At 70.8% G+C, this 19,710-nt stretch carries 21 protein-coding genes, 1 tRNA gene and 1 pseudogene; 10 read left to right on the top strand and 13 right to left on the bottom strand.

Annotated elements, in window-relative coordinates; translation table 11 throughout:
- Nucleotides 1-141: 141 nt before the first annotated feature.
- Genes ACTIFU_RS06085 through ACTIFU_RS06075 form a run of 3 tightly spaced genes read right to left on the bottom strand, consistent with a single transcriptional unit; the run spans nt 142 to nt 3,511 of the window.
- Nucleotides 142-903 carry an SDR family NAD(P)-dependent oxidoreductase gene (locus ACTIFU_RS06085; RefSeq protein WP_439577398.1) on the bottom strand — a complete coding sequence of 254 codons (762 nt, stop codon included), beginning with the start codon at nt 901-903 and terminating at the stop codon, nt 142-144.
- The gene (locus tag ACTIFU_RS06080; protein ID WP_439577397.1) at nt 900-1,838 is read right to left on the bottom strand and encodes a 3-hydroxyacyl-CoA dehydrogenase family protein; all 939 of its coding nucleotides are present in this window, start codon (nt 1,836-1,838) and stop codon (nt 900-902) included. Before ACTIFU_RS06080 ends, ACTIFU_RS06085 begins: the two co-directional genes overlap by 4 nt.
- Complete coding sequence (locus ACTIFU_RS06075) at nt 1,838-3,511, bottom strand: thiamine pyrophosphate-binding protein (RefSeq protein WP_439577396.1); 1,674 nt, start codon at nt 3,509-3,511, stop codon at nt 1,838-1,840. The genes ACTIFU_RS06080 and ACTIFU_RS06075 overlap by 1 nt, the downstream gene beginning before the upstream one ends.
- A gap of 166 nt (nt 3,512-3,677) precedes the next feature.
- Here ACTIFU_RS06075 and ACTIFU_RS06070 point away from each other — a divergent pair, with 166 nt between their 5' ends.
- On the top strand, nt 3,678-4,607 hold the full coding sequence (locus ACTIFU_RS06070) for a tripartite tricarboxylate transporter substrate binding protein (RefSeq protein WP_439577395.1): 930 nt from the start codon (nt 3,678-3,680) through the stop codon (nt 4,605-4,607).
- A 6-nt stretch (nt 4,608-4,613) separates the two neighbouring features.
- Here ACTIFU_RS06070 and ACTIFU_RS06065 read toward each other — a convergent pair whose 3' ends face one another.
- Nucleotides 4,614-6,629: an ATP-binding protein gene (locus ACTIFU_RS06065; protein WP_439577394.1), complete on the bottom strand. Its 2,016-nt coding sequence runs from the start codon at nt 6,627-6,629 to the stop codon at nt 4,614-4,616.
- A complete protein-coding gene (locus ACTIFU_RS06060) occupies nt 6,592-7,107 on the bottom strand; it encodes an adenine phosphoribosyltransferase (RefSeq protein WP_439577393.1) in 516 nt (171 codons plus the stop codon). Before ACTIFU_RS06060 ends, ACTIFU_RS06065 begins: the two co-directional genes overlap by 38 nt.
- A gap of 178 nt (nt 7,108-7,285) precedes the next feature.
- On the opposite strand from ACTIFU_RS06060, the gene ugpB reads away from it, so the two are divergent.
- The 4 genes from ugpB to ugpC all read left to right on the top strand — a co-directional run bounded on the left by ugpB (nt 7,286) and on the right by ugpC (nt 11,604).
- Nucleotides 7,286-8,611: a sn-glycerol-3-phosphate ABC transporter substrate-binding protein UgpB gene (ugpB, locus tag ACTIFU_RS06055; protein WP_439577392.1), complete on the top strand. Its 1,326-nt coding sequence runs from the start codon at nt 7,286-7,288 to the stop codon at nt 8,609-8,611.
- A 77-nt stretch (nt 8,612-8,688) separates the two neighbouring features.
- Nucleotides 8,689-9,570 carry a sn-glycerol-3-phosphate ABC transporter permease UgpA gene (gene ugpA, locus ACTIFU_RS06050; RefSeq protein WP_439577391.1) on the top strand — a complete coding sequence of 294 codons (882 nt, stop codon included), beginning with the start codon at nt 8,689-8,691 and terminating at the stop codon, nt 9,568-9,570.
- Nucleotides 9,571-9,583: 13 nt separating this feature from the next.
- On the top strand, nt 9,584-10,489 hold the full coding sequence (gene ugpE, locus ACTIFU_RS06045; RefSeq protein ID WP_439577390.1) for a sn-glycerol-3-phosphate ABC transporter permease UgpE: 906 nt from the start codon (nt 9,584-9,586) through the stop codon (nt 10,487-10,489).
- An 8-nt stretch (nt 10,490-10,497) separates the two neighbouring features.
- On the top strand, nt 10,498-11,604 hold the full coding sequence (gene ugpC, locus ACTIFU_RS06040) for a sn-glycerol-3-phosphate ABC transporter ATP-binding protein UgpC (protein ID WP_439577389.1): 1,107 nt from the start codon (nt 10,498-10,500) through the stop codon (nt 11,602-11,604).
- Between the two features lie 130 nt (nt 11,605-11,734).
- Here the strand turns inward: ugpC and ACTIFU_RS06035 are convergent.
- The 3 genes and pseudogenes from ACTIFU_RS06035 to ACTIFU_RS06025 form a co-directional block, all read right to left on the bottom strand.
- Nucleotides 11,735-12,394: pseudogene (locus tag ACTIFU_RS06035) on the bottom strand (ABC transporter ATP-binding protein); the annotation flags it as partial.
- Nucleotides 12,395-12,498: 104 nt separating this feature from the next.
- A complete protein-coding gene (locus ACTIFU_RS06030; protein ID WP_439577388.1) occupies nt 12,499-13,314 on the bottom strand; it encodes an ABC transporter permease in 816 nt (271 codons plus the stop codon).
- A gap of 9 nt (nt 13,315-13,323) precedes the next feature.
- Complete coding sequence (locus tag ACTIFU_RS06025; RefSeq protein ID WP_439577387.1) at nt 13,324-13,905, bottom strand: transposase; 582 nt, start codon at nt 13,903-13,905, stop codon at nt 13,324-13,326.
- 78 nt (nt 13,906-13,983) lie between these two features.
- On the opposite strand from ACTIFU_RS06025, the gene ACTIFU_RS06020 reads away from it, so the two are divergent.
- The 5 genes from ACTIFU_RS06020 (at nt 13,984) to ACTIFU_RS06000 (ending at nt 17,928) form a co-directional block, all read left to right on the top strand.
- Entirely contained in the window at nt 13,984-14,934 is a 951-nt protein-coding gene (locus ACTIFU_RS06020) for an acetamidase/formamidase family protein (RefSeq protein ID WP_439577386.1), read from the top strand.
- A 135-nt stretch (nt 14,935-15,069) separates the two neighbouring features.
- Nucleotides 15,070-15,546: a GcrA family cell cycle regulator gene (locus tag ACTIFU_RS06015; RefSeq protein ID WP_439577385.1), complete on the top strand. Its 477-nt coding sequence runs from the start codon at nt 15,070-15,072 to the stop codon at nt 15,544-15,546.
- A gap of 25 nt (nt 15,547-15,571) precedes the next feature.
- Entirely contained in the window at nt 15,572-16,465 is an 894-nt protein-coding gene (locus ACTIFU_RS06010) for a DMT family transporter (protein ID WP_439577384.1), read from the top strand.
- A 9-nt stretch (nt 16,466-16,474) separates the two neighbouring features.
- The gene (locus ACTIFU_RS06005) at nt 16,475-17,146 is read left to right on the top strand and encodes a class I SAM-dependent methyltransferase (RefSeq protein ID WP_439577383.1); all 672 of its coding nucleotides are present in this window, start codon (nt 16,475-16,477) and stop codon (nt 17,144-17,146) included.
- Nucleotides 17,147-17,154: 8 nt separating this feature from the next.
- Nucleotides 17,155-17,928, top strand: a complete 774-nt coding sequence (locus tag ACTIFU_RS06000; protein ID WP_439577382.1) for a fumarylacetoacetate hydrolase family protein — start codon at nt 17,155-17,157, stop codon at nt 17,926-17,928.
- Between the two features lie 3 nt (nt 17,929-17,931).
- Here ACTIFU_RS06000 and ACTIFU_RS05995 read toward each other — a convergent pair whose 3' ends face one another.
- From ACTIFU_RS05995 to ACTIFU_RS05975, 5 genes are all read right to left on the bottom strand, one after another.
- Complete coding sequence (locus tag ACTIFU_RS05995; RefSeq protein WP_439577381.1) at nt 17,932-18,501, bottom strand: CHAP domain-containing protein; 570 nt, start codon at nt 18,499-18,501, stop codon at nt 17,932-17,934.
- An 84-nt stretch (nt 18,502-18,585) separates the two neighbouring features.
- On the bottom strand, nt 18,586-19,155 hold the full coding sequence (gene nusG, locus ACTIFU_RS05990) for a transcription termination/antitermination protein NusG (RefSeq protein ID WP_439577417.1): 570 nt from the start codon (nt 19,153-19,155) through the stop codon (nt 18,586-18,588).
- 40 nt (nt 19,156-19,195) lie between these two features.
- Entirely contained in the window at nt 19,196-19,393 is a 198-nt protein-coding gene (gene secE, locus ACTIFU_RS05985) for a preprotein translocase subunit SecE (RefSeq protein ID WP_439577380.1), read from the bottom strand.
- 83 nt (nt 19,394-19,476) lie between these two features.
- Nucleotides 19,477-19,553: transfer RNA gene (locus ACTIFU_RS05980), tRNA-Trp, on the bottom strand.
- 81 nt (nt 19,554-19,634) lie between these two features.
- Nucleotides 19,635-19,710, bottom strand: a 76-nt coding sequence (locus ACTIFU_RS05975) for a hypothetical protein (protein ID WP_141855806.1), incomplete at its 5' end; no start/stop codon positions are given.

Raw genomic sequence — 19,710 nt, 5'->3', positions numbered from 1 at the left:
ATCTCGACGAACGCCGGGGTTTCCCAGGTCATCTGCACTCTCCCGTTTCCGGTTGTGCCGCGGGCGCGAAGCCCGGCAGGCGGTTGTCTCCGCCCGGGCTATATGAGCCCCCCGCTGTCGCGGTTGCAATGGGCGGCAGGATCACCCGAGCGTCAGCCCGGCATCGACCACCAGGGTCTGGCCGGTGATCGGTGCGGGGGTGGTGGCGAGGAAGACGATCGCATCGGCGATGTCCTGGGCGGTGCACTGGCGCCTCAGCAGCGCCCGGTCGGCTGCGGCCTGCTTGCGCTCTTCGGGCCAGTCGGCCTGCCAGGGGGTGGCGACCGAGCCCGGCGCGACTGCGTTTACGCGGCACTCGGGCGCGAGCGCGCGGGCAAGGCTGATCGTCATGTTGATCAGCGCCGCCTTGGAGGCGCCGTAGGCGAGCGAGGACCCGACATGACCGAGCCCGGCGATCGAGGCAGTGTTCACCACCGACCCCTTGGCCGCGCGCAGGGCGGCCGCGGCGGCGCGGGTGCAGCGGAATGGGCCGATCAGGTTGGTGTGCAGGATTCTTGCCCAGAAATCCTCGGTCATGGCGTCGAGGTCGCGCGGGGGGATCGGCGCTCGCGTGTTCGGCGTGCCGGCGTTGTTGACCAGGATGTCGAGCCGGCCGAGCGAGGCGATCGCCCCCTCGACCATCGCCTCGGCCTCGCCCGGCACCGAGACGTCGCCGGGCGCGGTGCCGACACGGTAACCCTCGGCGAGCAGGCGCGCGGCCTCGCGCGGCCCGGCGGGATCGTCCGGCAGGTGGTTGAGCAGCACGAAGCAGCCGCGGCGCGCGAGCTGCTCGACGGTCGCGAGGCCGATCCCCGAGGCGCCGCCGGTGACCAGCGCCGTCATGGCGTCGAACGCGATCGTCATCGGATCATGCTCCCGATCTCCCTGAGCGCGCGCTTGAGCGCTATCAGCCTGCGATCGCGCTCCTCGAACAGCGCGGCGGGGCTCGTGCCGCCGTAGTCGTAGAAGCCGCGTCCCGCCATCACGCCCGAGGCGCCCTCGGCGATCAGCCGGTCGAGCGACGCGCTACGCGTGATCGGCGGCGGCGGCGGCACCATGCGCGCCGCGAGCGCCTTCTGCACCAGAGGCAGGCCGGTGAAGTCGGCCTTCATGAAGTGGCCGAGCAGCGGCAGGCGCAGACTGAGCCCATGCACGATCGCGGCGTCGATCTCGGAGGCGTCGGCAACCCCCTCATCGAGCAGCGTGTAGAGCTCCATGGCCATCACCGCCTGGATGCGGTTGGCGATGAAGCCCGGCACGAACTTGCGCATCACGATCGGGTGCTTGCCCATGCCGGCATAGAGCGCGCGCAGGCGGACCGGCACCTCCGCGTCGCAGCGCGGCCCCGCGACCACGTCCACCAGATCGACCAGATAGGGCGGCGTGTACCAGTGCGCGATCGCCGCGCGGTGCTGGCGCCCCTCGGGCATCAGTGGGAACGGGTCGAGATAGGAGGTGTTGGAGGCGAGGATCGCATCGCGCGGCGCGTGCGGATCGAGGGCCGCGTAGAGCGAGCGCTTGGCCTCGGCGTCCTCGGTGATCGCCTCGACGATCAGCTCGGCATCCGCGACGGTCTCGGCGAGAGCCGCGTGCGTGGTCACGACAGAGGCAAGCCAGGTCTCGTCGCGATCGGTCTCGCCGGCCTCGCGCAGTGTGGCGAGCGCCTTCGCGATCAGCCCGGGCGCGCCCGCGAGGGTCGGCGCATGGGTGTCGGTCAGCCGCACGCGGCATCCGCCGAGCGCATGCACCAGCGCGAGCGCATGACCCATCAGGCCCGCACCAAGGATCGCGACCCGCATCATCGTTGCTCCTCCGGACTCCAGGGTTCCGGTGCGCGCGTCTCGATGTCGGTGGCGACATCCACCACCACGGGCCCGGAATGGTCGACCGCCGCCGCCAGCGCCGGTCCGATGTCAGCAGGATGCTCGACACGGATGCCTCGCACGCCGAAAGCCTCGGCGACGCGCGCGAAATCGGTCGGACCGAAGCGGATGATCTCCTCGGCGTTGCCGGGGCGGTTGCCCTGGAGCCGGCGCACGTTCGGCAGGCCCTGGCCGAAGCCCGAGTTGTTGTTGATCACCAGCACGAGCGGCAGGCCGAGCCGGCGCGCGGTCTCGAGTTCAGGCAGGTGGTAGTAGATCGCGCCGTCGCCGGAGAAGCACAGCACCGTCCGGTCGGGGCAGGCGCATTTGGCGCCGATCGCGGCCGGGAACGACCAGCCGAGCGAGCCGGCCGCGCGCAGATAGCTCTGCGGCGGCGCGAGCTCGATGCAGGTCGCGGTCCAGATCCCCGAATAGCCGGTGTCGGAGACCAGGATCGCGTCGCGCGGCAGGGCGGCGGTGATCTCGGCGCAGAGCCGGTCGGGCCGGATCGGCACCGCGTCGGAGGCGAAGCGGGGCGCCATCGCCGCGCGCCACGCGGCGACGCGCTCCGCGGCCCAGCGCGTGAAGGCATCGCCTCGGGGTGCGGCGGCGAACATCTCGGCGAGCGCCTCCAGTGCGGTGCGCGGATCGGCCGGCAGGGGCAGCGTGTTCGCGTAGTTGCGGCCGATCTCGGCCGGATCGGCGTCGATCTGCACGATGCGCGTGCCCGGCGCGGGCACGCGCCAGTCGAGTGTCGGCTGGTCGCCAAGATGGCTGCCGACCACCAGCACGCAGTCGGCCGCGTGCACGATCTCGTTCGCCGGCGGCGCGCCATAGCCGCCGACCGTGCCGACCGAGAGGGGATCGCGGGTGTCGATGATCCCGCGCGCGCCGAGGCTGGTCGCGACCGGGGCGGCGAGCAGGCGCGCGAGTCGGAGCAGCGCTTCGCCCGCGCCGGACAGCGTCGCGCCCGCGCCGGCGACGATCACGACGCGCCTCGCCGAGGCGAGTACGGAGGAGGCGGCGGCGAGGTCGCCCGGATCTGGCGGGGCGCGGAACGCGGGCACGGCGCCATGGCGCGGCTCCACGGACGCATCCGCGCCGATCTCCGGCACCTCGATCCCCTCGGCCTGGAGGCCGAGCAGGTCGAGATGCGCCGGCCGCGGCGTGGGACCCGTCGCGGCGCGGAAGGCCTGGCGGAGCAGCCGCGGCAGATCGTCCGGCGCATCGACCCGCTCGGCGAACGAGGTGACGGCGGCGAACAGCGGCGCGTGCGCGATCTCCTGATACGCGTTGCGCGCCTGCGCGGCCTTGCGGCCGGTCATCGCCACGACCGGTGCGCGGTGCAGATACGCATCCTGCAACCCTGCGGCGAGATTGGCCGCGCCCACGCTCTGCGCGAAGCACACGCCGACACGGCCCGAGGCGCGCGCATAGCCGTCGGCCATGTACACCGCGGCCTTCTCGCTGTGCGCGAGCACGCGGCGGACGCCGAGCCCTTCAAGCTCGATCAGGGTCCGGCGCAGCACAGCATCGACGAAGAACACGTGGGTGACGCCGTAGCCCGCGAGCATCTGTGCGATCACGCTTGCGCCGGTCGGTTGCGTCATGGCGTCTCCCTCTCCCCGCGTGCCTGTGTTCCACGGGCGCGCGCGCGCGGCAAGGTGCGGTGCCGTCGCCCCCCAACGATCACTCCCGATCGGGGCGATGGAACGTTGCGCCGCTGCCGCCCCCCCGGCTAGGGTGCCGCCAACGAACCACGGGAGGAGACCGATCATGCCGGGACGTCTGTTCGCCGCCGCGCTTGCGGCATCGCTGCTCGCCGCGCCGGCAGCCGCGCAGGTGACCATGGTGATCGCCTGGCCGGCCGGCGGCGCGACCGACATCAGCGGGCGGATCATGCAACCCGTGTTCGCCGAGGCGCTCGGCGAGGCCGTGATCATCAAGAACGTCACCGGCGCGGCCGGAACGATCGGCACGCTCGAGGTCGCGCGCGCGCGCCCCGACGGCAAGACCATCCTGATCACCCCGGTCGGTCCGGTGATGATCCAGCCGCAGCTTCGGCGCAATGTCGGCTACACGATCGAGAACTTCACGCCGATCTGCCAGGTGCTGGACAGCCCGGTGATCATGATGACGCCGAAGACCTCCGGGCTGCGGACGCTCGCCGACGTGATCGCGAAGGCGAAGACCGAGCCCGGCGCCTTCCCCTACGCCTCGACCGGCCCGGGAACGATCCCGCACATCTCGATGGTGGCGTTCGAGCGCGGCGCCGGGATCAGCATGAACCACATCCCGTATCGCGGCTCGGGCCAGGTCATGCAGGCCTTCGGCGAGGGCTCGGTCACGCTGTTCAACGACCAGAGCAACCTGATCCGCCAGTACGACCTGCATCCGATCGCGATCTTCTCGGCGGCGCGCAGCCCCGACTTCCCCGACACGCCGACCATGCGCGAGCTCGGCCATGACCACGTCTATTCGATCTGGAGCGGCATCTATGGTCCGGCCGGGATGGCGCCGGACCTCGTCGCGCGGTTCGAGCGCGCCTGTCTCGCGACCATGGCGAACCCGCAGGTGCGCGAGGGGCTGGCGCGCGTGCAGATCCCGATCGTGGTGAAGAATGCCGCCGAGTTCGCTGCGTTCGGCAAGGACCAGTACGCACGCTTCGGCGAGGTCATCAAGGCGGCGAATCTCGTCCTGGACTGAGAACGATCAGCCGACCGACGCGGGCTCGGCGAGGGCGGCGAGGGTCCGCCGGGCGAGCGCCACGAGCTCGCCGGCGAGGCGCCCGGCCCCCTCGGCCTGCGGGTCGCGGCAGGTTTCCTCGAGCAGCGTGGCCGCGCGCGCGAGGGCGACCGCGCCGAAGGTGCCGGCGGCACTCTTGAGCACATGGGCGAGGCGGCCGATCGCTGCGACATCGCCCGCCGCGCGCGCGGCCTCCAGTTCGGCGAGCCGCGCCTCGGTCTCCTCGACGAACACGGCGATGAGCTGGGGCAGACGTCCGGGCTCGACCGCGCCGCGCAGATCGTCGAGCGCCGCGCGGTCGACCAGCGGCAGTTCGCCGGTGGGGTCGCCGCCGCGCCGCCCGCCGCGCCGTCCCGCGAGCGCCTGGTCGACCGCGCCGAGCAGCGCGATCAGGTCGATCGGCTTTGAGACGTAGCCGGTCATGCCGGCGTCGATGCAGCGGTCGCGGTCCTCGGGCAGCACCGAGGCGGTGAGCGCGATGATCGGCACGGCGCCGGCGGGCGGCGGGAGGGCGCGGATCGCCGCGGTCGCGCCGAAGCCGTCGAGCTTGGGCATCTGCACGTCCATCAGGATCAGGTCGTAGCGCTGCGCGGCCGCACGCTCGACCGCCTCCTCGCCGTCGGCGGCGACATCGACCGCGAACCCCGCGCGGCGCAGGATGGCCGCGGCGACGAGCTGGTTCGAGCGGCTGTCCTCGGCGAGCAGCACCCGCCCGCGCGCCCCGCGCGGGCCTGGCGCGACCGCCTCCGCCGAGGGCACGAGCCGCGTCGGCGCCGCCCCCGCCCCGGCGACCGGGCGGACAGGCAGGGTGAAGGCGAAGGTCGTGCCGCGCCCGGCCTCGCTCGTGAGCCCGAGCTCGCCGCCGAGCAGCCGCACGAGCTGACGGCAGATCGTCAGCCCGAGCCCCGAGCCGCCGAAGCGCCGGCTGATCGAGGGATCGGCCTGGGCGAAGCGGACGAACAGCCGCTTCTGCGCCGCCGTCGGGATGCCGATGCCGGTGTCGCTGACGGCGAAGCGCAGCGCGAAGGGCTCGGCGGAGGCGCGTTCGATCCGCACCGTCACGCCGCCAATCGCGGTGAACTTCACCGCGTTGTCGACCAGATTGAGCAGCACCTGGCGCAGCCGGTGCGGATCGCCCTCGACCGTGTCGGGCACCTCGGGCGCGATCGCGGCGGCCAGCCCGATCCCCTTCTCCGAGGCGGTCGCGCCGAACAGGTCGAGCACGCCGAGCACGACCTCGGCGATGCGGAACGGCACGCATTCGATGCGCAGCATGCCGGACTCGATGCGCGAGATGTCGAGGATGTCGTTGACGATCGCGAGCAGATCCTGGCCGCAGCGCCGCGCCGTCTCGGCATAGGCGCGCTGCTCGGGGGTGAGCTCGGTCTCGAGCAGGAGTTGCACCGTTCCCATCACCCCGTTCATCGGCGTGCGGATCTCGTGGCTCATGGTGGCGAGGAAGTCGGATTTGGTCTGGTTTGCGCGCTCGGCCGCGCGCTTGGCGCGCGCGAGCGCCTGCTCGGCGCGCTTGCGCGCGGTGACGTCGTGCTGGATGCCGAGGAACAGCGCGGGCATCCCGTCGGGTCCCGGCACCGGGGTGATGCGGAGTTCGTTCCAGAACCGCGACCCGTCCCTGCGGTAGTTCAGCATCTCGACCGTGATCGACCTGCCCGCCGCGATCGCGCGGCGCACCCGCGCGACCGCCTTCCGATCGGTGTCCCTGCCCTGGAGGAAGCGGCAGTTGCGCCCCAGCACCTCGTCGGCCGGGTAGCCGGTGATCACGCTGAAGGCGGGGTTGAGGAACACGATCGGGCAGTCGGGGCGCGAGGGGTCGGCGATCGTCACGCCGGTCGGCGCGGCCGCCAGCGCGGCGGCGAGTACGCCGGCCGCGCGCGGGTCGAAATCGGGCAGCGCGGCGCTGGCTGCCTCGCCCGCCGGCGCAGGCTCAGCGGTCGTAGGCGACGAGTGCGTCGAACGGGACATCGAGCTTCGCCCTTCCGTTCAGGAAGGTGAGTTCGATCAGCGCCGCCGCGCCCGGCACCGCGGCTCCGAGCTTGCGCAGCAGCGTGATCCCGGCGGCCATCGTGCCGCCGGTCGCGAGCAGGTCGTCCACCACCACCACGCGGTCGCCGGGCTTCACGGCGTCCACCTGGGCCTCGATCCGGTCGGTGCCGTATTCGAGCGCATAGTCGTGCCCGACCGTGGGGCCCGGGAGCTTGCCCCGCTTGCGCAGCATGATGAAGCCGCAGCCGAGCTTGAGCGCGAGCGGGGCGGCGACCAGGAAGCCCCGGCTCTCCACCCCGGCGATCAGGTCGGGCTGGTGGCGGCGCACGATCCGCGCCATCCTTCCCATCGCCACCTGCCACGCATCCGCGTGCGCGAGCAGCGTCGAGATGTCGTAGAAGAGGATGCCGGGCTTGGGGAAATCGGGGATGCCGCGAATGTGGTCCTTGATGTCCATGAAGTGCCGGCCTTCCCCTCGCGCCGCGAGCGTCCTGTTGCAGCGCAGCTTAGAGGACGGCGAGGCGAGGGGGCAACGCGCGGCGGCGGCCTTGGACGCGGAAGCTTCATCTGGCTGTCACCGTGGCGTAACATGGAGCCGCTACACGCCGCGAGGCCACGAAACGGGAGAGACCCAGATGCATCGCAGATTCCTTCTCGCCGGCGCCGCCCTGGCGCTGGCCCTCACGACCGCGCCGGCCTCGGCGCAGCAGCGCACCGAGATCCAGTTCTGGTACGGCCTCGGCGGCGCGCTCGGCGAGCGCGTGCAGGAGCAGGTCGCGCGCTTCAACGCGAGCCAGGACCGCTACACCGTCACCGCCACGTTCCGCGGCTCCTACGTCGAGGTGATGACCGGCGCGATCGCCGCCTGGCGCGCCGGCAACCCGCCGCACATCGCCCAGGTGTTCGAGGTCGGCACCGCGACCATGATGGCGGCCGGGCCCGCGATCCGGCCGGTGCACCAGCTCTCGGCCGAATCCGGGATCGAGATCGACCCCGCGAAGTATCTCGCCGGCGTGCGCGGCTACTACAGCGACACCCAGGGGCGGCTCGTCTCGATGCCGCACAACTCCTCCTCGGCGATCATGTGGCTGAACATGGACGCGCTGGAGAAGGCGGGCGTGACCGAGCTGCCGCGCACCTGGCGCGAGGTGCGCGCGGTCGCGGAGAAGCTGAAGGCCGCGAACCCCACACCCTGCGTGATGACAACCACCTGGCCGACCTGGGTGATGTTTGAGCAGCAGTCCTCGATCCATGATGTGGGGCTTGCCACCAAGGGCAACGGCTTCGGCGGCATGGACGCCGAGCTGAACCTGACCCACCCGTTCTTCCTCAAGCACGTGCAGTTCCTGCTCGATCTCGCCAAGGACGGGCTGTTCCGCTACGGCGGGCGCGACGGCGCGGCCGGCAACCTGTTCCCCTCCGGCGAGTGCGCGATCACCTTCGGCTCCTCGGCGGCGCGCGCGCAGATCGAGCGCGACGCGAAGTTCAAGTGGGCCTCGATCCCGCTGCCCTACCACGACGACATCATCCAGAGCCCGCGCAACGGCGTCATCGGCGGCGCGAGCCTCTGGGCGCTCACCTCGCGCACCCGCACTCCGGCGGAATACGCCGCGGTCGCCGCGTTCTACGCGTTCATCAGCCGGCCGGACCAGGACCAGTGGTGGCACCAGGTCACCGGCTACGTGCCGTTGACGCTCGGCGCGTATGAGAAGGCGAAGGCGGAAGGGTACTACCAGCAGAACCCCGGCGCCGATGCGGCGATCATCCAGCTCTCCCGCGCCGAGCCGACGCCGAACAGCCAGGGCTTCCGCCTGGGCGGCTTCGTCGAGATCCGCAACATCATCCAGGAGGAGCTTGAGAAGGCGCTGCAGGGCCAGCAGACCGCGCAGCAGGCGATGGAGGCGGCGAACCGCCGCGGCAATGCGGTGCTGCGGACGTTCGAGCGCGCCAACCGCTCGTGACGGAGCCGGCGGCGGCGAACTGAGGAAGTCGGCGGGCCGCTCCCGGGCCGGGGGTGGCCCGCACGCTTGAGGCGAGCATGCAGAAGCGCGTCATCTTCCGCGAGAAGGGACTGCCCTATCTGCTGCTCGCGCCGCAGCTCGCGATCACCCTGGTGTTCTTCTTCTGGCCTGCCGGCCAGGCGATCTGGTTCAGCTTCCTGCGCCAGGACGCGTTCGGCATCCGCACCACCTTCGTCTGGTTCGAGAACTTCACCGACCTTTTCGCCGATCCGCTCTATCTCTCGGCGGTCTGGACGACGGCGGTGTTCTCGTTCTGGGTGACGCTGCTGTCGATGGCGATCGCGCTGGGACTCGCGGTGCTGGCCGATCGGCACATCCGCGGCGCGGGCGTGTACAAGACGCTGCTGATCTGGCCCTACGCGATCGCGCCCGCGGTCGCCGCGGTGCTGTGGATCTTCATCTTCCACCCGCAGGTCGGCCTGCTCGGGCGGTTCCTGAACGGCATCGGCATCGTCTGGGACTACAAGCTGAACGGCAGGCAGGCGATGCTGGTGGTGATCGTCGCCTCGGCCTGGAACCAGGTCTCGTACAACTTCCTGTTCTTTCTCGCCGGGCTCCAGTCGATCCCGAAATCGGTGCTGGAGGCCGCGGCGATCGACGGCGCTTCGGCGCAGCGGCGGTTCTGGACCGTGATCTTCCCGCTGCTCTCGCCCACCACCTTCTTCCTGCTGGTGGTCAACATCGTGTTCGCGTTCTTCGGCACCTTCGGCGTGATCGACGCGCTGACCAAGGGCGGGCCCGCGAAGGCGACCGAGACGCTGATCTACAAGGCCTATATCGACGGGCGGGTGAACCTCGATATCGGCTCGTCCTCGGCGCAGTCGGTGGTGCTGATGCTGGCGGTGATCGTGCTGACCGCGGTCCAGTTCCGTTTCATCGAGCGCAAGGTGCACTACTGATGCGGGGCCGGCGATGATGCACGCGCCGATCGACGCCGCGCGGCTCGCCGCGGCCGAACGGGCGGCGATGAAGGCCGAGGCCGCGCGGCGGCGCACCGACGTGATCACGCACATGATCCTGGGCCTCGGCGTGGTGCTGTTCGCGCTGCCGATCTGGATCGTGCTGATGGGCTCGACCCACGATGTCGGCACGGTCAGCCGGGGCGAGGTGCCGCTGCTGCCCGGCCCCTATGCGATCGAGAACTACCTGACCGCGCTCGGCGAGGGCTCGGCGCGCACCACGCGCGTGCCGGTCAGCCTGATGATGATCAACAGCTTCGTCATGGCGCTGCTGATCACCGTGGGCAAGATCGCGATCTCGCTGACCTCCGCCTATGCGGTGGTGTTCTTCAGCTTCCCCGGGCGGATGGTCGCGTTCTGGTCGATCTTCATCACCCTGATGCTGCCCGTCGAGGTGCGCATCTTCCCGACCTTCAAGGTCGTCTCCGATCTCGGCATGATCAACACCTATGGGGGGCTGATCATTCCGCTGATCGCGTCCGCCACCGCGACGCTGCTGTTCCGGCAGTTCTTCCTGACCATCCCCGACGAGCTGGTCGAGGCGGCGAAGATCGACGGCGCAGGGCCGCTGCGGTTCTTCAAGGACGTCGTGCTGCCGCTCTCGACCACCAACATCGCCGCGCTGTTCGTGATCCTGTTCGTGTATGGCTGGAACCAGTATCTCTGGCCGCTGCTGGTCACCACCTCGGGCGATGTCGAGACGATCGTGATCGGCATCGTGCGCATGATCGGCTCCGAGGCCGACACGGACTGGAACCTGGTGATGGCGACCGCCGTGCTGGCGCTCCTGCCGCCCGTCGCGGTGGTGATCCTGATGCAGCGCTGGTTCGTCAAGGGCCTGGTCGAGACGGAGAAGTAAGGCACGCCATGGCGACGCTCGAACTCCAGGGCATCCGCAAGTCGTTCGGCACCACGCATGTGCTGCACGGCATCGACCTCGCGGTCGCCGAGGGCGAGATGATCGTCATCGTCGGCGCCTCGGGCTGCGGCAAGTCGACCCTGCTGCGGATCGTCGCGGGGCTGGAGACCGCGACCGAGGGCCGCGTGATCATCGCCGGCGCGGACGTCACCAGGCTGGAACCCAAGGATCGCGACATCGCGATGGTGTTCCAGAACTACGCGCTTTACCCGCACATGAGCGTGTTCGACAACATGGCCTACGGCCTCAGGATCCGCGGGCTGGCCAGGGCCGACATCCGTGCGCGCGTGCAGCAGACCGCCGATCTGCTCGGCATCGGGCAGTTGCTCGAGCGCAAGCCGCGCCAGCTCTCGGGCGGGCAGCGCCAGCGGGTCGCGATGGGCCGCGCGATCGTGCGCGAGCCCAAGCTGTTCCTGTTCGACGAGCCGCTGTCGAACCTCGACGCCAAGCTCCGCGTGCAGATGCGAGCCGAGATCAAGCGGCTGCAGCGGCGGCTCGGCGTGACCAGCCTGTTCGTCACCCACGACCAGGTGGAGGCGATGACGCTGGGCGACCGGCTGGTGGTGATGCATGAGGGCCGCGCCGAGCAGGTGGCGAGCCCGATGGAGATCTGGCGCACGCCGGCCAACACCTATGTCGCCGGCTTCATCGGCGCGCCGGCGATGAACTTCCTCGCCGCCGAGCTTGCCGAGGGCGGCACGGCGGCGCGGCTGAAGGCCGGCGCGACGATCGCCTTCGCGGACGGGGTGCACCCGGGCGGCGACGGCACGGCCCTCACCGTCGGCATCCGGCCGGAGCACATCCAGGCGGGCTCGGGCCCCGGCAGCCTGGCGCTGAAGGTGGATCTGGTGGAGCCGCTCGGCGCCGAGAGCCTGATCCACGGCGCGCTGCCCTCGGGCGAGGCGCTGACGGTGCGGATGAGCGACTGCTCGCCGCTCGCGGGTGCGGTGCTGCCGGTGGTGCTGCCGCCGGCGAGCCTGCACGTGTTCGACGCCGAGGGGTGGCGGATCGAGGCGGTGCGGCCACGCGCGCAGGTGGCGGCGGTCGGCGGCTGACGGGGCTCAGGACGATCGAGGACGGGGCGCCGGGATCACCGGGCGTCAGGAGCCTCGGCCGAGCATCACTGTCGTCCGACCCTCCGACGCACTCTCCTCCGCTCGCCTCCGCCTGCCGGCCGTGGCGTCGTCACGATCCCGCCCGCTGATACTCCGCCAGCACGTGCTCAACCTTCCCGTCGGCGACCACCGTACCGCCCCGCAGCAGGATCGCGCGATTGCAGTACTGCCTGATGATTGCCGCGTCGTGCGACGCGATCGCAAGGATGCTGGCCTCGTCCATCATCTGCTCGACCCGACGGCGGGCCTTGGCGGCGAAGGAGGCATCGCCCACGCCGATCAGCTCGTCGAGCAGGAGGATGTCGCGCCGGCGCGCGGTCGAGACCGCGAAGGCGAGCCGCAGCAGCATGCCGCTGGAATAGGTCCGCAGCGGCAGGTTGAGGTAGTCGCCGAGCTCGGAGAACTCGGCGACCTCCGGCGTCAGCGCGCGCGCCTCGCGGATCGACAGGCCGACCAGCACGCCGCGCAGCACGATGTTCTCGGCTCCGGTGAGCTCGGAGTCCATGCCCATGGTGATGTCCAGCAGCGACGACACCGTGCCGACGATCTCGGCCGTGCCGCCCGACGGCTCGTAGGCGCCCGAGAGCACGCGCAGCAGCGTCGACTTGCCCGCGCCGTTGTGGCCGAGCAGCCCGAGACGGTCGCCCGGCCGGAGCGACAGCGAGACCTCGTTCAGCGCCTTCACCGTGACGACGTCGCGATCGTCCGAGGCGAGCTGTCCGCCCACGCGCCGCAGCAGGTTGCTGCGCAGCGAGCGGCCGCGCGCATTGTAGATCGGGATCTCCACCGAGGCCCGGGTCAGGGTGATCGATGCCAAGGTGCGCGCCCCGCCGGCTAGATCCAGTAGACGATGCGCGCCCGGAAGCGGGCGAACAGCGGCAGCGCGAGAGCGAACAGGATCGCGGTCACCGCGAGGGCGTTCGCGTAGGCCAGCGCGTCGGGGACCCGGCCGAGGATCGGCTCTGCCACGATGCGCAAGAAGGCCGCGAACGGGTTGACGTCGACGATGAACCTGGCCGAGTCGGGCAGCTGTTCGGGCCGCCACATCACCGGAGTGAGGAAGAACGCGATCTGAAGCAGGCTCTGGATGATCTGGGGCAGGTCCCGGAACCGGGTGGACAGGATGCTGAAGATCAGAACCGCGGCGAAGCCGGCCGCGAGCAGCAGCACAAGCCCCGGGATGACGAGCAGGACCGCCGCGTTCGGCATGACGAGGAACAGCAGGAACACCACCGGGATCACGATCACGTTGTGGGCCAGGATGATGACGTTCCGCGAGAGCGCGCGCAGCACGAAGATCGTCTTGGGCAGCGCATCCTGGCGCAGGTATCCGGCGGCCTGGACGAACGTGGCGGTGCTGTCCGTGATCGTGCCCGAGATGAAACTCCACACCACGAAATTGACGGCGAGCGTGGGGATGTACTCGCCTGCGGGCTGGCGGAACAGCAATGCGTAGATGCTGCCGATGCTGGCGACGAACACGGCCAGGCTGATCGTGATCCAGAACTGTCCGATCCGGGAGCGCCGGTAGCGCTGCCGGATGTCGCTGGCCCCGAGCAGGACCCAGGTCGGCCACGCCTGAGCGCCGCGCACGAGATCCGTTGCCGCAAGACGCCAGTCTCGGCGGGAGGGGCGCAGCGAGTTGAGCACGCGCGGGGTCTATCCGCGCGGGATGGGACGGTCAACGGGGGCGCCCGTCCTGTCCCTGCCCGGCTCGGCCGGGCCGCCGTGGCGCCTCCGTGCGGTCCGCGGACCCCGCACGGGAATCGCATGTGACTGATACCCCGCGCACCATGAATTGGCCCGTCGAGCCCACACGAAGTCGGTGAGTGATCGGATGCGGCCTGTCTCGGCGACGAAGTGGTTCCAGGCGTTGCGGCAGGCGTCCACGATGTCGCGGGTGCCGGCGAAACGCCGCCCCGACAGATGGCGGCCGCGCAGATGCTGCCAGACCGTCTCGATGGCGTTCAGCTCGGGCGAACAGGACGGCAGGTGGACGAGGGTGATGTTCGGCGGCACCCGCAGGTCGTTCGCCGTGTGCCAGCCGGCATTGTCGATCCGCTTGGCCGCGTGCGTGCCAGGCGGCAGTTGCGAGGCGACCTCGTCAAGCAGCAGGTTCATCGCCGCGACCGAGACGGGGGTCAGCACGAGCGCCGCGCCGGTATCGCGCGCGGGGCAGACCGCGCCAAAGAGGTCGTGTAGAAGTCTGCAGCGAGGTCCGCCCCCAGGGGCCCATTCCACGCCGGGGGTTATTCGAGGCGCCTGATTGACGTGCTCCGCCCCCGCTGCTGCGATGCGCCTCCCGCCCCGGAGTGCCCCATGGCCACGCACCGCCTCGCCGCCTCTCCCGCGACCGTCCACTGGGGCTATTTCGACGCCGCCCTGCCACCGGTGCTGACGATCAACTCGGGCGACACGGTCGAGGTGCAATGCGTCTCGGGGCGCGAGGGCGTAATGCCCGGGCCGGGCACGGGGCTGGCGATCCCGCCCGTGCTGACCGAGATCGTCACCACCATGGCGCCGGAGCTCGGCGCGCATATCCTGACCGGGCCGATCGCGGTCGCCGGTGCCGAGCCGGGCGACATGCTCGAGGTTCGGATCGAGCAGATCGCCCCGGGCGCGGACTGGGGCTACAACATGGTCCGCCCGCTGGTCGGCACGCTGCCAGAGGACTTTCCCACGAGCCGCGTGCTGCACATCCCGGTGGACCGCGAGAGGGGCACCTGCCGCCTGCCCTGGGGCACGGAACTGGCCCTCGCCCCGTTCTTCGGCGTGATGGGCGTGGCACCGCCGCCGGTCTATGGCCGGATCGCCTCGAACCCGCCGCGCGAGCACGCCGGCAACCTCGACAACAAGGAGCTGGTCGCCGGCACGACCCTGTTCCTCCCCGTGCATGTTCCCGGCGCGAACTTCTCGGTTGGTGACGGCCATGGGGTGCAGGGCGACGGCGAGGTCTGCATCACCGCGCTCGAGATGTGCCTCGACGGGGCCCTCACTTTCGTGCTGCACAGGAAACAGGGTACGGCGCCGCTGCTGTCGTTCCCGCGCGCCGAGACCCCCACGCACTACATTTCGATGGGGCTGAACGAGGACCTCGACCTTGCGATGAAGCAGGCGCTGCGCGAGATGATCGCGTTCATCTGCGCGCGGACCAATCTCTCCCCGATCGACGCCTACCAGTTCTGCTCGCTGGCGGCGGATTTCCGTGTCACCCAGACCGTGAACGGGGTGAAGGGCGTGCACGGGATGCTGCGCAGGGAGCTGATCTGAGGCCGCTTCCGCCCCGCGCGCCCAGGTTGTCCACAATTTTCTTGTCCACACGCGGATCTACCCGTTGTGTCCCGCTTGGCGGTTCTGATACCGTATTTGGTAGAGAAAGAGCCCCACAAGGCGGGAGCACACGGGATGGACTGGACCGAGGACGCGATCGCCACGCTCCGGCAGCTGTGGTCGGAAGGGCTCTCGACGGCGGAGATCGGCCGCCGCATGGGCATCTCGAAGAACGCCGTGGTGGGCAAGGCGCACCGGCTCAATCTGGCCGCCCGGCCCTCGCCAATCCGCCGCGTCCCCGGCGCCCCGTCCGCGCCGCGGCCGTCGCGCCGAGCCGCACGCCCGATGATGCCGCGGCCCTCGCCGATGATGGCGGGAACCGCCGCCGCCGCGCGCCCACCGGCCGAGCGGCCGGCGCCGGTCGTGGCGATGCGCCCGCCGACGCAACCGCTGCGGCTCGGCAACAGCGCCTGCTGCTGGCCGCTCGGCGATCCGGGCACGTCGGGCTTCCGCTTCTGCGGCGCCCAGGCGCTGTTGGGCAAGCCCTACTGCGCGGAGCATGCCGCCCTCGCCTATGTCCGGGTGAAGGACCGCCGCGAGGACGCCGCCTAGCCGATAGCCCGCGCGCGGGGGCGGCGTGACCGCCCCCGCCGACCGGCCGGCCGCGGGCATCGTCTACCAGCTCGCGGCCCTCGTCTCCTTCGTGCTGATGGACTGCGCCATCAAGGCGAGCGTGCAGACCCTGCCGCTCGCGGTCGTCCTCTGGGCGCGCTTCGCCTTCCATCTGGCGTTCGTCTCGGTGCTGCTTGCGCTCATGGGAAGGCGCGTGCCGCCGCGCACGCGCGCGCCGCGGCTTCAGGCGGTGCGCTCGCTCTGCCTGTGCGTTGCCAATCTCTGCTTCTCGGCGGCGCTGATCTACATCCCGCTCGCGGAAGCCGTGGCGATCGGCTTCGTCTCGCCGCTGATCACGACCCTGCTTGCCGCCCGCGTGCTGGGCGAGGCCGTCGGGTGGCGGCGCTGGCTCGGCATCGCGATCGGCTTCGCCGGCGTGCTGGTGATCATCCGCCCGGGCCTCGGGGTCACTCATCCGGCCGCGCTGCTGGTGCTCTGCACCGCGGCGGTGTTCGCGGTGTACCAGGTGCTGACGCGGCGGCTCGCCGGCGTGGATGATGCCGCGACCACGATCTTCCACACCGGCGTGGCGGCGGGGCTCGTCACCACGCTGATCGCGCCGTTCGACTGGGCGTGGCCGAGCGCCACCGAGTGGGCGATGCTGGCGCTGATCGGAGCGATCGGCGGAGGCAGCCATTTCCTGCTGATCCAGGCATTCCAGCGCGCTCCGGCGTCGCTGCTCGCCCCCTTCGCCTATACCCAGATCATCTGGGCAGTGATCGCGGGCTGGGTGTTCTTCGCCGAACTGCCGGACCTGCTCGCCGCACTCGGCGGTGTGATCGTCGCCGCGGGTGGACTGTTCGTGATCTGGTCCGAATCCCGTGCGCGACCCGTTGCATCCGCGGTCCCCCGGCAGTAGCCAAGCGTCATGCCCGCGACCGTCGACCGCTCGCCAGAGCAGGCGCGCACCCCCGCGAGGCCGCTCGATGCCGATGCGGTCCGCGCCGCCTATCGCCGCTGGGCGCGCATCTATGACGCCGTGTTCGGCGTCGTGTCAGGCCCGGCGCGCCGGCGCGCGATCGCGGCGCTGAACGCACTGCCGGATGGGCGGATGCTGGAGGTCGGCGTGGGCACCGGGCTTGCGCTGCCGCACTACCGGCCCGGGCTCCAGGTGGTCGGGATCGACCTCAGCCCCGAGATGCTCGCGCTCGCGCGCCGGAAGGTCGAGCGCGATCGGCTGGATCATGTCGAGGCGCTGGTCGAGATGGATGCCGAGGCGATGGACCTGCCGGATGCCTCGTTCGACGCCGCCGTGGCGATGTTCGTCGCCTCGGTGGTGCCGAACCCGCGGCGCATGATGGCCGAGATCCGGCGCGTGGTGCGGCCGGGTGGGGCGATCCTGCTGGTCAACCACTTCCTTGCGCCGCCGGGCATCCGGCGCGGCATCGAGCGGGCGATGGCGCCGTTCTCGCGCGCGCTCGGCTGGCACCCTGACTTTGCCATGGAGGCGGTGCTGACATCGGCCGAGCGCGCGCGCGCGAGCCTCACCCCCTGCCCGCCGCTCGGCCTGTTCACGCTGGTGCGGCTCGCGAACGACTGAGGGCCGCCATGCGCTGGATCCGCTTCACCGCGCCCGGCGCCGCCGAGTCCTGGGGCATCGAGGAGGGCGGACGCATTCGCGAGGTGCGCGGGTCGCCCTTCGACGGGCACGGGCCGACCGGGCGTACGCACGCGCTTGCGGAGGTGCGGATCGAGGTGCCGTTCGTGCCGCGCACATTCTATGCCGCGGGCTTGAACTACGTCGCGCATATCCGCGAACACGGTGACCCGGCTGCAATCCCGTCCAAGCCCGACATCGGCTATCGCGCGGTGAACGCGCTGATCGCGCATGACGCGCCGGTGGTGATCCCGTCGGATGCGACGAAGGTCCAGTACGAGGGCGAGCTTGCGGTGGTGATCGGCCGCAAGGCGCGGCATCTGAGCGAGGCGGACGCGCTCTCCTGCGTGCTCGGCTACACGATCGGCAACGATGTCAGCGAGCGGGTCTGGCAGCGCGCCGACCGCACGCTCTGGCGGGCCAAGAACACCGACACCTTCAAGCCGATGGGGCCGTGGATCGAGACCGACTTCGACCTCGAGGCCGCGCGCACGACGGTGCGGCTGAACGGCGCGGTGACGACCGAGTTCGCAACCAATGACATGCTGTTCGGGGTGCGCAGGTTCATCGCCGCGATGACCCGCTACCTGACGCTCCACCCCGGCGACGTGGTCTGGATGGGCACTGACGGCACCTCGCCCGACCTGAAGCCCGGCGACGTGGTCGAGGTCGAGATCTCGGGAATCGGCACGCTGCGCAGCCCGTTCGTCGCCGAGGCCGCGTAGCGCTCAGCGCGCGGCGAGCTGCATCGCCGCGTCGCGCGCCGCGCGCGGGACGTCCGCGGCGATCTCTTCGGGCGTGCGCGGGCGCGGCGGATGGATGAAGCCGTGCGCGGCGAACACGGTCACGCCGAGCTGGCCGGTGCGCGGATACCAGACCCGGACCGCCGACCAGTCGTTGCGGCGCGAGACGTCGACCACCAGCTGGTTCTGGTGCACCGCGCCGCGTGCCGCGCCCGAGGCCCAGTTGGCGTGGCTGACCAGGATCTCGCGCGGCCCGGTCTGGCGCACCACCACCGAGACATGTCCCTGCGGCAGGCGGCGCGTGCCTCGCAGCACCAGCACGGCACCGGGGGCCGGACGGCCGCTCCGCAGATAGCGCCCCGAAGCGGCGCGCCACCAGGTATGCGCATCCCCCGAGAGCTCGATGCCGGAGAGTTCGCGCGCGAATGGCACGCAGGAGAGCGGCACGCTGGTGCGGAAGGTGACAGTCTCGGGGGGCGCAGGCAGCGGCGTCCGGCTCGCGCAGCCGGCGAGCAGCCCGAACACCATCCCGGCCAGCAGCGCGCGTCGCCGCAAGGGCGCCCTCCTTACGGGGAGGCACCCTGACGGACGCGTCCGCGTCGGCGCAAGCGTTCCTGCGGGGTCAGCGCCCCGCTGTGCTCACACCTTCTCGACCTGGGAGTATTCGAGCTCCACGGGGGTGGCGCGGCCGAAGATCGAGACCGAGACCTTCACCCGGCCCTTCTCCTCGTCCACCTCCTCGACCGTGCCGTTGAAGCTGGTGAACGGCCCGTCGGTCACGCGCACCTGCTCGCCCACCTCGAAGGTGATCGAGGGCCGCGGCTTCTCCACGCCCTCGGCCACCGCCTTGACGATGCGCTCGGCCTCGGCGTCGGTGATCGGGGACGGCCGGCCCTTGCCGCCGAGGAAGTTGGTCACCTTCGGCGTGTTCTTGACCAGGTGCCAGGTGTCGTCGGTCATCTCCATGCGCACCAGCACGTAGCCGGGGAAGAACTTGCGCTCGCCCTGCACCTTCTGGCCGCGCTTGACCTCGACCACCTCCTCCATCGGTACGAGCACTTCCTCGAACCGGTCCGCCAGTCCCTTCTGGGCGGCCTGCTCGCGGATCGCCTGGGCGACCTTCTTCTCGAAGCCCGAATAGACGTGGATCACGTACCAGCGCTTGCGCCCGGCCGCGGACGGAGGCGCCACCGGGCGGACCGGCGCCATCCCCTCGCTCTCGGTTGCCGCCATCGTCATTCCTCCCGCCTCAGGCGCCGAAGCCGAAGATGGCGCGCACGCCGAGGCCGATCACCTGGTCGACCAGGAAAAAGAACACTGCCGCCAGGATCGACAGCACGAAGACGAGCCCCGTGGTGATCAGGGTCTCTTTCCGGCTGGGCCAGGTGACCTTGCTCACCTCCTGGCGCACCTGACGCACATAGGTCGCGGGATCGATCCTCGCCATCGTGTCCTTCATCCAAGAAACGGGGCCCGGGCAGCACTGTCGCCACCCGCTTGTCCCTAGTTTACCGCACCCCAGGGTGCGGGTGGCAGGGGTGGAGGGTCTCGAACCCCCAACCTCCGGTTTTGGAGACCGGCGCTCTAGCCAATTGAGCTACACCCCTATCTGGCGACGCATGCCGCTGGCCGCCACGCCAACCCTAGCGGCGCGCGCCGCAAAGATTAAGGGGCCGGTTGTGGCACTGTCACTGCACGATCTTGGTGACGACGCCGGCGCCGACGGTGCGGCCGCCCTCGCGGATGGCGAAGCGCAGACCCTCG

This window comes from Elioraea sp. (assembly GCF_051860475.1).
Taxonomy (GTDB): Bacteria; Pseudomonadota; Alphaproteobacteria; order Acetobacterales; family Acetobacteraceae; genus Elioraea.
The sequence above is the reverse complement of the archived record's forward strand: the minus strand, read 5'-3'. Positions and strand labels throughout refer to the sequence as shown.